The organism is Arthrobacter sp. V1I9, from assembly GCF_030817075.1.
Classification (GTDB): domain Bacteria; phylum Actinomycetota; class Actinomycetes; order Actinomycetales; family Micrococcaceae; genus Arthrobacter.
In genome coordinates, this window is sequence record NZ_JAUSYU010000001.1 from 2,079,260 (window position 1) to 2,093,733 (window position 14,474).

Genomic DNA, 14,474 nt, shown 5'->3' on the forward strand with positions numbered 1-14,474 from the left:
AAAATGCGCTTAAACTGCGGAACTCTTTCGGGAATGGAGCATGATGACTATTCTTCCTTCAATTGGTGACGCAGAGCTGATGCTATCGATTCGGAGGCTTCGAAATCGACGAGTTGCGCACCCGTCTTGATAAAGAATTCCCTACCGGGCCAGCGCATCTGCATCGGAAAATCGTTTTCGGTCGATATGACCGGCAGGAAGGCTCCGGCGGCTCCTTAGGTCTACCTGCAGCGTTCGAGAATCCCGTTTATGGTGTCGTGCTCCGCCGGGGTAACCCAGAGGTCGTACTTGGCCTTGACGGCAGTTTGGCGTGCTACGTACTCACATCGAAAGGCCCTGTTCGGCGGCAGCCAAGTGGCCGCGTCCTTGTCACCTTTGGCACTGTTAGTCGGGCCATCAGCTGCCATAAGGTTCAGGGCGTCATTGGCGAGTTGCTTGCGCTGGTCGGCGCTGAGCTGCTGTGCGCCTTTCTGCCATGCGTCGCTGAGTGGAACGATGTGGTCTATCTGGACTTCCGAACTCGTATTTTGGCCGCGTACGAAGTTAATGGTCGTGCCGGTGTACTTGTCGGCCAGGGTTCCAGTGGTGACCACACAGCCGTTGGTACCCGGCTTGAACGTTTCGTTGGTCAGATCCCTGGCGAGGATGTCATTTCGGGTGTCGCACCCGTTATGGTCCGTGTCCGACCACGCCGGTCCAAACTCGTCCCGGGTGTAGCCAGTCTTAGGCGCGCGTCCCTTCACCGGGATGCTCTCCAATTGGACGAGGGCGTTGGCGGCGCCACTGCTAGCACCGGCAGCGATGCTTGTTGGACGCTCAATGACCTCAAGGGCGTTGGCTGCAGCATCACAACCTACCAGTGACCCAGCCATCATCAAGGCGGTCACGGCGGTCAGGATTTTGGCGGGAGAACAGGGGGTCTTCATGGTCCTAATTGTTAGAAGGGGTTGTTCCACGCTAACGTCGACTAGCGCCCGCCGCGGGCAGGCGTGTCCGTGGTGCCCGTCACACGTCCACTCCCTCTGTCGGTCCGCTTGGCTCGTCATGCTCGGGTGATTGTTACAACCGGGCAAAGAGGAGCATCGATGGCCCCGGCTCAGTTCGCGGTGGCCAGTCTGACTTTCGAGCGGGTACCGATGAGGACGTAGCCCTCCATACATGCTCAGGGATTCAGCAGGCGCTGGCTATTCAAATTCATGCAATTCGTGAGCAATTCGAGGGCAGTTGGACCGGGTCCGAAACGAAAGGTTTGCACAACGTACGCACCCTTTCTTTTGGCCCACTTTCGGCAACGGCGTCGGAAAGGCACTCGGGCCAGAGCGCTCTGGCAGCCCGCCAGCCGTGACACTTCTGACCCGCTCAACGAGGAGGGCAAGAGCCTCACTCCGCGTCAGACGTTGTGCTCCGTCCGCGAACAGACCCACGTACACCGCCATAGGCAAGCGAGCTCCCAGCAGATCAATACCGCTTGGACTCACCCTGCGTGCCGGCCTTCGCGGCGTATGCGGTGGCTTGGTCACGCACCTGCTGGATGTAGGAATCGGATTGGTTATAGGAGTAGATGGCGTCGGTCCATCCGTCCGCGGTTGTGAGGTCACGGCCGTGGGCACACAGATAAGTCGCCGCGCTGAGGGCAGCGTCGTCGATATTGAACGGGTCCGCTGTTCCATCCCCGTTCCCGTCCCGCCCTGCGAGCTGCCACGTGGAGGGGATGAACTGCATCGGTCCCACCGCATGATCCCATTGAGTGTCCCCGTCCAGGGAACCGGCGTCCGTGTCCGCGATGGCGGCAAATCCGGAACCGTTGAGAGCCGGGCCCACAATAGGGCGGCTCACCTGCCCGTCGGCAGTTAGGCCGCCGCCGCCGTAAGTCCCGTGCGCTGTTTCGACGAAACCGATGGCGGCCACGGTGTTCCAGCCAATACCGCAGGCCGGAACGGAATCATCCGCCGTGACAGCCGCGGCGACGTACGCCCTGAGCGCGCGGGCAGGGATCCCGGTCTGCCCGGCAGCCCGGTTAATCCACTGGGCATCCGGACTCCGGGTTACGTTCACGGCGGTGGTCATGCCAGTGGACAGTTTTTCAAGCTCTGCCTCGGCTCGCGGCGGCGGGGAAAAGGCACGACGGGCGCCCGCGCCGGATTGCCCCTGCGCCCAGAACGAGAATGCGGTAAAGACACAAACCGCAAACAAGGTGAATACCAAAAGGCGTCTGAGACGGAGCACCGACTAATCAAACCATCCAATTGGCGCTGACCGTGACCGAGGGCCTTCGTGGGCATTGAATGCACGCCTACGCGGTCACTGGCGCTCCTAAACTTGCGGCGTAATTTTGTCATCCGCGCCTCAGCCGTTTCCATCGGTCATGCCCCGGAACTTACCGTCTCACACGAGTTAGGTAGACTACAGCCAAAAAGAGTCTCCAGCCAAGGACAACTTATGAATCGCAAGGCCACTGCATTGGACGTCGCCAAGCTGGCCGGTGTCTCGCGTAGCGCCGTGTCGCTGGTGCTCAATGGGCGGGGTGATGGCAATGTTGCCCGCGAAAGCCAGCAGCGCATCCGGGAAGCAGCCGCGGCGCTCAGTTACTCGCCGAACAAGATTGCGCTGAGCCTGCGCAATCAGCAGTCGCGGGTCATTGGAATTGTGTCGGATCAGGTGGTTACCAGCCCGTTTGATGGCAATATCATCGCTGGTGCGGACGCTGTGGCACGGTCGCACGGCTTCGTCACCGTTGTAATGGATACGGAGCTGGACGCGTCCCGGGATGAGAGCGCCGTTGAGACCCTGCTGGACCGGCAGGTGGACGGGTTGATCTACGTGACCGTTGGCCTGCGTCCGCTGCACGTGCCGCCGAACATGGCGCGGGTCCCGTCCATCCTGGCCAACTGTTTTGATGAACGCCCCGATTGGCGCCTCCCGGCTGTCATCCCTGACGAAGTCCGGGGCGGCCGGGAGGCCGCCGAACATGTGATGGCCCTCGGTCACCGTGACATCGCATTCCTCGCCGGGGACTCGCTGACTCCCGCGGCTCCCCGGCGGATTGCGGGTTACCGTGAAGCCTTCGGTGCCATGGGGACGGAGGTGAAGGAGGACTGGGTCCTGCAGGTGGGCTGGGACATCGAGGACGGCTTCCATGGCGCGATGAAGTTGCTCGACGGCGTACACCCGGCCATGCGCCCCACCGCGATCCTATGCGCCAATGATCGCCTGGCGATCGGTGTGGTGCTGGCCTGCTACCGACTGGGCCTGGACGTTCCGCAGGATATTTCGGTCATGGGGTACGACGACGAGTTCCGCGTCGCCAAAACGATGGTCCCTGCCCTCACCACGATGGCTCTCCCGCTACGTGAGATGGGCGCGTCGGCCATGACGTCATTGCTCGCCGAGGTGGAGGCGACCTCCAACGGGAAGAACTACGACGGCGGTTTGGTTGCCAGCGGCGAGACGATGGTTCCGTGCCGGCTGGTGCTCCGGGATTCGACCGGCCCCGTCCCGGCCGGGCGCTAACACCCGGCCGGACACGCCCTCCGTTCCGTGGTCAGTCGCGGGTTGAGGGCTGCTCCAGTTCCCAGACGTCGGCCGCAACGCCGGCTGGGAGATTCAGCTGCCATTCCTCCCCCGTTGCCGGGTAGGCACGGAGGGTCGTGGCCACCGAACCGGACCTGTAGACCTCCACCAGCGAGGCGTCCACGAAAACCCTCAATTCCTCCCCCGGCTCCAAGGTCCCGCTGAATACCGTCTGGCGGCTGCCGTTCCCAACGAGCAGGAGTTCGACGGTTGAACCTTCGCCGGCAGCTTCCGCCGTCACCTTCGCTTCAGCGAACGATGGCAGCACAACTTCTCCTCCGGCTGCTCGGGAAATTCGCCTGCCGCGGTAAGCGTCGATCTCAGGGGCGGGGCTGATGGCTAGTGCACCGTCGACTGCGGAGATCTCTCGAGGGTGGGTCAGGACGCCGGCCCAGCCGGCAGCATCGATCTCGTCCTGGCTGCGGCCCCGGCGTCCATCGCGGCCGGGTCCCTCGTTGGCCCAGCCCCAGAGCAGCGCCCGGTCCTGCAGCGCCACGATTTGGGGTGCATAGAAGTCGCGGCCGAGGTCGGATTTTCCCCCAGTGCCGGGCGTGAAGACGGGCAGCCCGGTGTTCGGGTCCTCGGTCAGCGAACCGAGCAGATGGCCCACTCCGTTGGCGTGTTCATGCGCATCCCCTGAGAGCCAGAGCGAGAACATCATCAACCAGGTACCAGAGTCTCCAAGCGGTTCACCCGCGGGATCGCCAGAGTCGGGCACCCGGACAAGCTGCGGGCATTCCCAGATCTCTGCCGGTGTATGTTGGGCGGCCACCGGGTTCTCCGAGGTCAGCCAGATGCCCTCGTATTTCCAGGCGGATATGTCCTCTACCGTGTACAGGAGCAGGGCGGCATGCCCGCTCGCGAGGCCCGCGCCCTGAATAGCGTACCGTCTGCCGTTGAACCGGAAGATGAACGGGTCCCGGACTGCAGCGACCTGCCCGTCGGCGGGCATGCTGGCCGCTATGTGGCCGGTCTGCTCCCAACTGATCAGATCATCGGACCCGCGGGCGATGACCACCTGTGAGTGGCCCCCGTCCCCGCGGACACCTGAGTACGCTGCGGTGGGGACACCGCCGTCGTCCGTGACCACACCGGTCCAACAGCCGTACTCATCCGGGCCCCCGCCCTGGGGGCGCAGTGCCACCGGGTGTTCCTCCCAGCGCACCAGATCTGCCGAGCTTACGTGTCCCCAGGTGATCCTGTGGTGCCGGGCGGAGTCCGGGTTGTACTGGAAGAACACGTGGTACCGGCCGTTGATGCAGCTGACGCCGTTCGGGTCGTTAATCCAGCCCTGCGCGGGACGCGGGTGGAACCGCGGAAAGGCAGGGTCCGGGTGGGCGGCAGCGACGTCCTCGAAGGGCACCTTGTTTTGGGCGTGGAGGGCGGCGGGGTCCGGGAAGGGCATGGTGGGCCTTTCGATAATGGTGTGGGTGGGTTACTTTCCGGTGCCGGCCGTCAGGCCGTCCTGAAGTGCACGCTGGCCAAACATGAAGACCACCCGTGCGGGAATCATTGACAGGACCACGCCGGCAAGAACCACTGAGATGCTGCCGGTTCCCAGATTGCCCTGGAGCGACACAAGCCCCAGTGGGAGCGTGAAGTTTTGCTCGGAAATGGTGAGGATGAGCGGGCGGAAAAACTCGTTCCAGTGGAAGTTGAAGGCGAGGATTCCAACAATGGCCATCCCGGGGACTGCCAGCGGCGCATACACGGAACGGAAGGTCCGCCACGGCGAGGCACCGTCGATCGATGCGGCTTCTGCCAGCTCGGCAGGCAGCCCCATGAAGTACTGGCGCATCAGGAAGGTGCCGAACGCTGTCGGGATGGCAGGCAGGATCAACGCCAGCAGGGTGTCCGAGAGGCCCATGCCGCGGATCAGCATGAACACGGGCACGATCGTGACCTGCACCGGCACCATCATGGTGGCCAGCACGATCGAGAACAGTGCGCCCCGGCCACGAAACTTCAGGTGCGCGAACGCGTAGCCGGCCATCGCCGCGGTGACCATCTGGCCTACCGCGATCAGCCCGGTCACCAGGGCGCTGTTGAGAACCAGAAGGAAGACGTTCAGCTGCTGAAAGACCTCGCCGTAGGACGTGAAGTCCGGGTTCCAGGGAATGAACGACGGCGGCAGCTTGAAGGATTCCGACGGGGACCGCAGCGAGGTGGACAGGGTCCACAGCACCGGGCCGAGAACCAGGGCCGCCGCAATCAGCAGCAGGAGGATCCGCAGGGCGAAGTTCCAGGTGAACTTCTTGCGGCTGCGTGAAGTTTCGGGGAGGCCTTGGGAGAGCCGGGGGGAATGCCCCGCCAGGCCGTGGTCTGTTGTGGTGGTCATGGCTGGCCTTACTGGTAGAAGACGAATCGTTTGCTGAGCCGGAACTGCGCGGCGGTGATGGCCATGATGATCAGGGTGAGGAGCACGCCGATGGCAGACGCTTGGCCGAATTCGAGACGCTGGAAGGCCGATTCGAAGATCACCATGACGGCGGTGCGGGTGGAGTCGCCGGGACCGCCGCGGGTCAGCACGTAGGGCTGGTCGAAGACCTGCAGTGCGCTGATGATCGCCATCACCGAAGCCACCAGTGTGGTGGGGCTCAGCAGGGGCAGCGTCACGTGCAGGTGTTTGCGCCAGCCAGTGGCGCCGTCGATCGAAGCCGCTTCGTATGTTTCCACCGGGATGGACGCCAGGCCGCCGATGAACAGCAGGAAGGAGAATCCGAAGTTCTGCCACACGTAGACCAGGATCACGACGGTGGCGGATCCGCCGGGCGTGGTCAGCCACGGCACCGCAGGGATGCCCACGAGCGACAGGAACCAGTTGACCACGCCGAATTGTTCGTTGAAGAGGTACCTCATGAAGATGGACACTGAGGCCGCGGACAGGATCAGCGGGAAGAAGAAGGCGGAGCGGAAGAACACGCGCAGCCAGTCCGGCATCTTTTCCTGCACCATGACCGCCAGCGCGAGGGCTATGCCCAGCTGCAGTACCACGGCCACCACCACGAAGATGATGGTGTTCAGGAAGGACACCCGGACAGTGGGGTCCTGGACCACCTCGGAGAAGTTGTCGAAGCCAACGAATGTGGGCGCGGAGATGATGTCCCAGCGGAAAAAGGCCAGGATTACGGAGGCCACGATGGGGATCAGGGTGAACAGGCCCATGCCGAGGATGGTGGGAGCCAGGAAGATCCAGGCAAGCCAGCGCTGGCCGCGCCGGCCGTTCCCTGCGGGTGTCTTTGCCGGCGCGGCCCGCCCGGCTGTCTGCCTCGGCCGCTCCCGTGGCGGAGTGGTGGTACTCATGACTGCCTCCTCAGGGCCAGTTCAAGGTCGCGCTGCATGGAGGCAAGTGCCTGCTTGAGCTGGCTCTCGTCGCCGCTGACGGTAAGGGATACGTTCTTCATCAGGGCCGTTTCGACGGCGGCCTGCTGGGGCGGTGCGGGAATGGGTCCAGTGGTGGGGAACCTGTCCAGGGTCTCGTAGAAGGTCTTCCAGTGGGCAGGTCCCTTGCCGGCATAAAGCTGCTCATTGACCATGGAGCGGCGCGCCGGCGTCGTAATCGGGCTGGGAAAGATCAGTTCCATCGCTTCGCGGCTGGAGCTGAACTTGATCCATTCCCAGGCTGCGTCCTTGTCCTTGGCCGTCTTCATGATGGCGTAGCCGGCGGTGCCGAACTGGTGGCGCTGGGTCTTCCAGCGGGGGAAGAACTGGACGTCAAAGTTGTTGCCGCCCATCCCGGCCTCGTGCAGGCCCTGCACCCAGTAGCCGCCGGCCGGTGTGGTGCCGATGCGGTTGGAAGCGAACAGCCCCACGAGCGAGCTGCCGCCGCCTTCCTCCGGACGCACCCCCAGGCCGTCCTTGACCAGCCCGCGGAGGTAGTCGAAGGATTCGAAGACGCGGTCGTCGTCGGCATTGGGCTCCAGCCACTGGTAGCCACCTGACCTGAGGCTTCGGGAGGGATCATTGGCATAGAAGCTGTCCCAAAGCCAATCCCCGCCTGTGGACCTGGTTTCCTTCAGGAAGCTGGTGTCATTCGCGTACAGCCACGGCACAACCCCGCCGAAGAGCCGGTTGGTCCAGTAGTAGGGGGTGAAGTCCGCAGTGCGGGCCTTCCGCATGGCCGCCAGGCTGTTGCGGAAGTCGATGTGCGTCCAGTCGTCCGCCGGGCGCTCCAGCCCTGCTTGGGCGAAGGCGGTGGTGTTGTAATACATGTTGGCGGCGTTCCAGTCCAGCGGGAGCTGGTAGAGGCTGCCCTTGTACATGAAGGCCTCCACCAGGCTGGGGTGGACGTCATTAAAGAACTCGACCATATCCGACGCGTCGCGACGCACGTACTCGTCCAGCGGGTGGGCGAGCTTTTCGGCGAACAGCTGGGCTCCCTCAGTGGCGACGTACACCACGTCCGGTGGCGTCCCCGCGGCCACCATGGTGAGGATCTTGGTAAAGAAGTCCTTCCAGTCCACGGCCTGGATGGCCTGGACCTTGACCCTGATCTCCGGGTGGAGTCGGGTGAAGGCGTCGATGGCGCGCTGGCGGGCGGCGGCGTCCGCGGCGGTGCCCATAATGGCGATGCTGAGGCTGTTGTCCCCGCGGCCCGGAATGTCGGTTCCGGAGAGCCGCGGCCACGATGCCACGGTCGCTCCGATGATTCCCGCCCCGAGGGCGCCCAGGGCGGTTCGGCGGCTGAATTCCCGCAGAGGCCCATTAAAGGCTCCGGTCATGTCAAATTTCCTCCCTAACACGTGTTAGGAACACTAGATGGTGAACCTAACACGTGTCAAGCATCACACCGCCGCAACTGCACCCGCTTCATCTGACGGCAAGGCCCCTTCTTGGGTACCCGGCTGTCTGATGGAGTTGGGCGACGCGGGCCAAGATCTGGTCTTCCAGCACTCTGTGTTTTCCGGCTTGGGCGTTGGGGCCTCCACACCGTCCGACTGAGGGTCTTGATTGCTCCGCTACGAATACTGATTTCCTTGCCGACACTTTAATAAGCATGCTTATTATGGGTGCAGGCGGATGGGGATCCGATGTAAGGGGTAATCGAGAAGGGTGCGCTCAGCGAACGGCGGCGCACCTTGTTCGTGCTTTCCAGCTTGCCCGCCGGTGCCTGGTCCCTGCTTGTGCAAATTCCGGCTCTGATGCTGCGGAGTTGCGTCCGAGAATAAAAGCGCCATGGTCCTAGACTTTCGGCATGCACCCCTTAGTGGCAATCGGCCTGGTGTTCCTCGCCGCGGTTGCCTGGACGGTCACCATCCTGACCATGCTGATTGTTCTGGTCAAAGCCCGGCGCCGGCGGCCAGCCGATGTCGGACGCGCAGTCCTAAGCGTGGAGATCCAAAGCTCCGATGAAAAGGCTGCTTAGACATATCCCGGTGTCGGCGGCGCCGCGCCTGAGTCCCTAATCGCCTCGCGTAGCCTGGGGGCAACGACTATTTGGGGGTAGTAATGACTCTGACGCCAGCCTTTGGCATCATCGGCATCCTGTACGCAGCATTCATGATCGTGCTGGCCGGTTTGGCGGTGTACGCCCTGGTGTTGATCATCGTCTTCCTTCGGCTGCGCATCGCGGAGCTGAAGCGGGACGTGCCACCGAAGAGCGGTCCACTGAACTGACGGAAACAGACAAAGTTGAAGTAGGTCGGCCGGAGCGGCTCACATTCGGCGACGTACAACGCGGCCCGGACGGCGTAGCGCTCAGCATGGTTTTGTGACCGTGGAACTGCATGGCCTCACGGCTCAACGTGGGGTGGTTTCCCACTACAGGAACGGGCTCGCAGATCTGACCGACATTTTCGCCGACCGATCCTTCATTTCACGACTCCTGGTCCGTGCGTGCCAAGCTGACGCTCGATCCGGGCGAAGAGCTCACGCGCGTCAACGAGAACCTCATTGACCTGTTCGAGCCCCCCGGAGCGGCCGACTCCATGAACCAGGTCAAACGCCGTGCACCAAACCCGGAGTGGGGCTGATGTATCGCAAGGGCATCGGCCGGCCCCGCGGGGCAGGGCTACCGCAACGCCAGGCGCAGCCGCTCCGAGAGGTCGTCAAGAGATTCTCGCCATTCGGGTTCGTCAAGGTCGTCCCACAGCTCGGCCAGCTCAGACTTCTCGCCCGCGATCCGTTGGACGGCCACCAGTGCCATCTCCACGTCTTCGGCGGTGAGCTCGGCACCGTGGGCGGTTACCCAGTCGGCTACGTTTTCCGGCAAGTCCCCTGACAGGTTGCCCTGGCAGGCTGCAGTTATGTCTGCGGCGGCGATGGCAATGCTGCCCTCCGGAGCCTCGATGTAGCCATTTCCCGGCGCGGCAAGTGCCCCACGGATGGCTTCCGCTCCTCCCGCTTCAAGTGCATCCAGCCAGTCCAGCGCGTCGTCATTCTCGAACGGCAAGTAGCCCCATGCGCCCATTGATCATGACCCTTTCGGTTGCCGGTGTTGTGGCACTGATATGACAGACCCTGCTGGGATTCTTGGGTACCCACACGGAGGCCGCGGTCCTATCATGACCGTATGGACACGCCGACCGGTCCGCATGTTGTCCGCGCGGGTGAAGGTGACGCCACCGGCGAGCCCGGGCTGCTCGACCGGTACCTCATTGAGAGCGCGGCTTCGTCCGGCTTGGTTGCGCTGGTCGAGCATGTGCTGGGACCGAAGGCGCTGGCCGCCCCGATGCACCGGCACAGCCGTGAAGACGAATACACGTTCGTGCTGGCCGGCACGCTTGGAGTGATCGAGGAGGGCATCGAGATCACCGCAACGGCAGGTGACCTGGTCGCTAAGCCGCGCGGGCGCTGGCACACCTTCTGGAACGCCGGCGGGAACGAACTCCGCGTGCTGGAAATCATCGTGCCCGGCGGCATCGAGGGGCTGTTCCGCCGGCTGGCCGAGCCTGGCGGCGAGTACTCCCCGGAGACGCTTCCGGCCCTCGCAGCCGAGTACGGCGCCGAGGTGGACTTCGAGGCAACCATGCCGCTGGTCGAGCGGCACGGGCTGGTGGTTTAGGGGCGGCACCCCCTCAGCAGCTCTCCGGCCCGGCCTGAGCACTGCAGTTCATCGTCCACGGGCAGAAAGCGGCCCTGCGGAGCGAAAACTCGAGATCGTCACAATAAGTTCCCCAAGGATGGATAAGGGCCCTTCCGCTTTGCCTCCCGGGCTTCTTAGAGTGACTTGCAGACAGCAGACATGACTACGTCAAGGGGCGTATCGGCATGAGCAGCACACCGTTGGCAGATAAAGCACGTGAAGGGCAGGTGCCGGTTCCTGCCCCACCCAAGAATCCCCTTGTTCGGCCACTGCCAGGACAGCAAACTTGGCGATCTGCTGGCCGGGAGCATGAGGTGCGGCGGCTGATCCGCGACCTCGCTGCACTTGCCGCCACCCGCCGCTGAATAAGTCGTGACGGCCGAGGTTGAAAAGTCCCCGGACAAGAAGACCCGACCTTGCGGGTAAGGGAACGCAACGGCAGCCATCGCGCTGTTACCGGGCATAACGACGGGGTTCAGAAAGGGCACCAAAACGATAAATTTGGGCGTCAAGAAGCCCCCGGATTTACTGGCACGTGACCCGAATACGGTGTTCTTTACGGTTCCACCCCGAAGCGGCAACAACCCTCGTTTCGAGCATCTGGGATCCCTAATCTTGAGCTATCCACCCCGCACCCACTTCCCCTGGATGGCACCAATGAAAAAACTCCTACTATGGCTCACGGCGCTCCTCGCGGCCGTCGGGCTGGGCATTCTGGCGCCGGGGCCCGCCTCGGCAGCATCGTATTGCAGTCTCGAATGGGGATCCCTGGCGAAAACCTCGCCCGGGATGAGCACCGCCTCCGTCACCAACGTCCGGACAGGGCAGCAACCCTGCTTCGACCGGTTGGTAGTTGACCTCAACGGACCCGCAACGGGCTACACGGTCCGGTACGTCCCGGAGATCATCCAGGATCCCACCGGCTTCACGATCCCGGTGTATGGCAAAGCGCGACTGCAGGTCGTCGTGAACGCACCCTCCTATGACCAGAACGGCAACGTCACCTACAACCCGGCCGCAAAGGCCGAGCTGTCCAACGTCGCCGGCTACCAGACCTTCCGCCAAGTCGTTTACGCCGGAAGCTTCGAGGGTGCCACCAGTATTGGCCTGGGCGTTCGGGCCCGGCTGCCCTTCCGGGCCTTCACCATCGACGGGCCGGGGTCCGGCTCCCGCCTGATCGTGGACGTCGCCCACTCCTGGTGACGGAATCGAAGACGTGCCGCACGCCTGACCCGGCGCGCGGCACCTTTTCTCTGTGCTCATCTAAAAGGCACCACTGGCCTCGAGCCACCAAGGATGTAGAGCGCACCCACCCGGGCCTTCTCTTCCATGGCGGGTTCAGGGGCGTAGATGAAGAACGTGGTCCGCCACAGGCCCATGACAATGAGAACGATCGATGCGGTGAGAAGCAACGCCCAGAGCGCTGTCCCCCCGCCAGCGTCGCAATCCCCCGGGTCCTGACTTACTGCGCATCAAAGCCCTTCATTCCTCATCTGACGAACTTCAAACAATGCTTGGTCCCGAGAAAGCAGCATGTTCAAGGCTTTCAGATCGCCTCAAGTTCAGTCGCGGACATTCTCCGTCAGGTAGCCGGCGACCCATTCCCGGAGTCTGGTGATGCTCCAGGACGCTGTCGCTACGAGGAGCACCTCGCGGTCCTCGCGGATGACCCTGGTGATGCCGTCTTCCTGTTTGAGGGCCTTGATCATGCGGCCGACGACCCGGTTGTGCTCAAAGACGATGTCCTCCCGCAATGACACTTCAAGCTCGCGGCTGCGGAGCTCGTCATCGCCCAGGTCCTCGACCTCCACGAGCGGCTCGTCTTCGGCCATCTCCTCGTCCTCATCAGGCCGGTCGCCGGGGTTCAGCTGCTCGATGAGTCTGAGGGCGTACTCGGCCATATCGTCATTCAGTGATTCGCGAAAGCCGGTGAGGTTGCCGTGAGCGCGGGCGCTCAGCAAATCGGGGAGAAAGTGGTGGCCCTCACCAATGCCGCTGACCAGGGTGCTTAGTGAGGTGGTACCGCTTGATGCGGTGGTGGGCGATCTCCCACTGCGCCTCCGGCGCTTGTTGCTGCACGACGTCACCCAGGTAGGACACCAGTCCGTCCAGCAGGAACAGTGACTCCAGCGAGAGTTTACCCACTGTCTCGCCGCCCGACCGTGCCCAGGAGGGCCATTGCTCCCGCGGCACCCTGGTGGTGTCTGTGGAGCCAGGATCGTCTGCGCGGGTGAGGTGGGCCAGGATCCACCGCCACAAGGGAACCGGGCTTTCGACCGTCCCGTTCAGGAGCGCATCCGAGTCCTGGCCATCGGCAGCCAGGGCTTCACGCAGCCGATCCAATGCCGGTCCGCGCTCATCCAGATACTCCCGGAATGCACGCTCGGACTGCTTCTTAGTCATGTTGATGTAGTCCAGATACTGCTGCGTCGTGGCATCTCCCCTGTTTATGGCCACAGCATCTCGACTCCCTAGGGCCACGCGGTGGGATCTGAAATGTGTCGCGCGCTGGTCCAGATTGCACAGCTACATAGTTAGTGACACTATCTGTGCGTGAGTGAAATTGACTTCGACCAGGAGCTGACCCGCGCAGCGCTTCCCCAAGCAGTGCTTGCGGTGCTCAGCCACGGCGAAAGTCACGGCTACGCCATCGCCGAAGTCCTTCGGCGGCACGGCTTCACGCGCATCAAAGGCGGGACGCTGTACCCGCTCCTGAAGAGACTCGAAGATCACAGTCTTGTCGAGCACACATGGCAGCACGACCAGGCCGGCCCGGGCCGCAAGCAGTTCAGGCTCACTGAGCTGGGCCGCCAGGAACTGGAGCGCGCAGCGACAGCCTGGCGCCGAATGAGCCAAGCTCTTACCGAGATCCAGACGACCCGACAGGAACAACCATGAGTTACGAGCGAAGACTGACTTTCAACCTCCGGGTCCGGGGGCTCTCTGAAGCTGAAATAGCCGAAGCCCTGGACGAAGTCCGGGCCCACGAGGCAGTCACCGGGACTCCTGCGGTAGCCGAATTCGGCACCGCCGAGGAGTACGCTAAGCAGTTCCCCAAGCAGAAGCGGCGGACACGGGGAAAGACGATCAATACGGTCGTAACAGTATTGGCTGTGGCTTATGTTTTGCTCGTGGTCGTCCTGATGCTCGTCTTCAGAGTGGACATCCGCGATTTCGTCGGCCCCGTCACGCTGCTGCCGGCCACAGGGTTTGTTCTGGCTGGCCTGCTGGCTGGCTTCCTCACTGATTACTTTCGGCCGGCGCAGCGCTCCACCACTGCCCGCTCAGCAGTCCTGTGAAGCAGACAGACCGCTCGGGTTCCATGGGAAAGCCTTCGGGCATACCTCGAAACAACGACCCGAATCATCGACCCAGCAACAGAGCCCTTCAGTTCCGGGCGGGATTCTGGACAGTGTTCTGGACTCTCCTGGCGGGCGTGAGCTTTGCGGTTGGATACGTGCTCCTGAGCAACCTGATCTTCGGGCGACCTTACGGAATCCTGTCGATCCTGTTCTTCGTGCTCGGGTGCGCCGTTGGACTGGGTTGGTACCTGCCCGAGCACTTCAGAGCTGCCCGCAAGCAGCGGGAGCATTTCGTGAAGGCCGGTGGTGATCCGACGGGAATCACTCCCTGGATGTTCGGTGCGATGGGAGGCCGTATCAACGAGGACGGAGTGTGGGCCTGGTACACCTCGTCAGGCTCAAGCGGAGAGTCCAGCGCTATCTAGCCTCGAACAGTGGCGGGGTATTCCATGGCTGGGGTACAGCACCATGAAGTGCTTTGGCATGCTTGCCGTGGAGGGGATCAGGCGTTCCCTCTGCCCCGGTTTTGGAGCCAGCGCCATAGATGCTCTGGCGCTCAACCAGTAGCTTGGAGACCC

Annotated in this window: 18 protein-coding genes; 9 read left to right on the forward strand and 9 right to left on the reverse strand. The window is 63.0% G+C overall.

Annotated features, from left to right (window positions below; genetic code table 11):
* Positions 1-221: 221 nt before the first annotated feature.
* A complete protein-coding gene (locus QFZ70_RS09870) occupies positions 222-926 on the reverse strand; it encodes an HNH endonuclease family protein (protein ID WP_307095259.1) in 705 nt (234 codons plus the stop codon).
* Between the two features lie 532 nt (positions 927-1,458).
* A complete protein-coding gene (locus tag QFZ70_RS09875; RefSeq protein ID WP_307095261.1) occupies positions 1,459-2,067 on the reverse strand; it encodes a lytic transglycosylase domain-containing protein in 609 nt (202 codons plus the stop codon).
* Between the two features lie 372 nt (positions 2,068-2,439).
* Here QFZ70_RS09875 and QFZ70_RS09880 point away from each other — a divergent pair, with 372 nt between their 5' ends.
* A complete protein-coding gene (locus QFZ70_RS09880) occupies positions 2,440-3,510 on the forward strand; it encodes a LacI family DNA-binding transcriptional regulator (protein WP_307095263.1) in 1,071 nt (356 codons plus the stop codon).
* A gap of 31 nt (positions 3,511-3,541) precedes the next feature.
* On the opposite strand, the gene QFZ70_RS09885 is transcribed toward QFZ70_RS09880, so the two are convergent.
* From QFZ70_RS09885 to QFZ70_RS09900, 4 genes are read right to left on the reverse strand one after another with little or no spacing between them, the layout of a single operon-like run.
* Complete coding sequence (locus QFZ70_RS09885; protein WP_307095265.1) at positions 3,542-4,975, reverse strand: glycoside hydrolase family 32 protein; 1,434 nt, start codon at positions 4,973-4,975, stop codon at positions 3,542-3,544.
* Positions 4,976-5,005: 30 nt separating this feature from the next.
* The gene (locus tag QFZ70_RS09890) at positions 5,006-5,908 is read right to left on the reverse strand and encodes a carbohydrate ABC transporter permease (RefSeq protein WP_307095267.1); all 903 of its coding nucleotides are present in this window, start codon (positions 5,906-5,908) and stop codon (positions 5,006-5,008) included.
* 8 nt (positions 5,909-5,916) lie between these two features.
* Positions 5,917-6,873: a carbohydrate ABC transporter permease gene (locus QFZ70_RS09895; RefSeq protein ID WP_307095269.1), complete on the reverse strand. Its 957-nt coding sequence runs from the start codon at positions 6,871-6,873 to the stop codon at positions 5,917-5,919.
* Entirely contained in the window at positions 6,870-8,291 is a 1,422-nt protein-coding gene (locus QFZ70_RS09900; RefSeq protein ID WP_307095270.1) for an extracellular solute-binding protein, read from the reverse strand. Before QFZ70_RS09900 ends, QFZ70_RS09895 begins: the two co-directional genes overlap by 4 nt.
* 473 nt (positions 8,292-8,764) lie before the next feature.
* Here QFZ70_RS09900 and QFZ70_RS09905 point away from each other — a divergent pair, with 473 nt between their 5' ends.
* From QFZ70_RS09905 to QFZ70_RS09915, 3 genes are all read left to right on the forward strand, one after another.
* A complete protein-coding gene (locus QFZ70_RS09905; RefSeq protein ID WP_307095272.1) occupies positions 8,765-8,935 on the forward strand; it encodes a hypothetical protein in 171 nt (56 codons plus the stop codon).
* Between the two features lie 83 nt (positions 8,936-9,018).
* A complete protein-coding gene (locus QFZ70_RS09910) occupies positions 9,019-9,186 on the forward strand; it encodes a hypothetical protein (RefSeq protein ID WP_307095274.1) in 168 nt (55 codons plus the stop codon).
* Between the two features lie 215 nt (positions 9,187-9,401).
* Positions 9,402-9,542, forward strand: coding sequence for a hypothetical protein (locus QFZ70_RS09915; RefSeq protein WP_307095275.1), 141 nt, complete (start codon positions 9,402-9,404; stop codon positions 9,540-9,542).
* Positions 9,543-9,580: 38 nt separating this feature from the next.
* Here QFZ70_RS09915 and QFZ70_RS09920 read toward each other — a convergent pair whose 3' ends face one another.
* On the reverse strand, positions 9,581-9,979 hold the full coding sequence (locus QFZ70_RS09920; RefSeq protein WP_307095277.1) for a DUF4259 domain-containing protein: 399 nt from the start codon (positions 9,977-9,979) through the stop codon (positions 9,581-9,583).
* A gap of 102 nt (positions 9,980-10,081) precedes the next feature.
* Here QFZ70_RS09920 and QFZ70_RS09925 point away from each other — a divergent pair, with 102 nt between their 5' ends.
* Both QFZ70_RS09925 and QFZ70_RS09930 read left to right on the forward strand, forming a co-directional pair.
* Positions 10,082-10,573: a cupin domain-containing protein gene (locus tag QFZ70_RS09925; protein WP_307095279.1), complete on the forward strand. Its 492-nt coding sequence runs from the start codon at positions 10,082-10,084 to the stop codon at positions 10,571-10,573.
* Between the two features lie 678 nt (positions 10,574-11,251).
* Positions 11,252-11,797 carry a hypothetical protein gene (locus tag QFZ70_RS09930; protein ID WP_307095280.1) on the forward strand — a complete coding sequence of 182 codons (546 nt, stop codon included), beginning with the start codon at positions 11,252-11,254 and terminating at the stop codon, positions 11,795-11,797.
* 359 nt (positions 11,798-12,156) lie between these two features.
* Here the strand turns inward: QFZ70_RS09930 and QFZ70_RS09935 are convergent, their stop codons facing one another.
* Positions 12,157-12,495, reverse strand: coding sequence for a hypothetical protein (locus tag QFZ70_RS09935; protein ID WP_307095281.1), 339 nt, complete (start codon positions 12,493-12,495; stop codon positions 12,157-12,159).
* Positions 12,496-12,577: 82 nt separating this feature from the next.
* Positions 12,578-13,051 carry a hypothetical protein gene (locus QFZ70_RS09940; RefSeq protein ID WP_307095283.1) on the reverse strand — a complete coding sequence of 158 codons (474 nt, stop codon included), beginning with the start codon at positions 13,049-13,051 and terminating at the stop codon, positions 12,578-12,580.
* A gap of 96 nt (positions 13,052-13,147) precedes the next feature.
* On the opposite strand from QFZ70_RS09940, the gene QFZ70_RS09945 reads away from it, so the two are divergent.
* The 3 genes from QFZ70_RS09945 (at position 13,148) to QFZ70_RS09955 (ending at position 14,321) form a co-directional block, all read left to right on the forward strand.
* Positions 13,148-13,492, forward strand: coding sequence for a PadR family transcriptional regulator (locus QFZ70_RS09945; protein WP_307095285.1), 345 nt, complete (start codon positions 13,148-13,150; stop codon positions 13,490-13,492).
* On the forward strand, positions 13,489-13,893 hold the full coding sequence (locus QFZ70_RS09950) for a hypothetical protein (RefSeq protein ID WP_307095287.1): 405 nt from the start codon (positions 13,489-13,491) through the stop codon (positions 13,891-13,893). The genes QFZ70_RS09945 and QFZ70_RS09950 overlap by 4 nt, the downstream gene beginning before the upstream one ends.
* A gap of 137 nt (positions 13,894-14,030) precedes the next feature.
* Complete coding sequence (locus QFZ70_RS09955) at positions 14,031-14,321, forward strand: hypothetical protein (protein WP_307095288.1); 291 nt, start codon at positions 14,031-14,033, stop codon at positions 14,319-14,321.
* Positions 14,322-14,474: the final 153 nt, after the last annotated feature.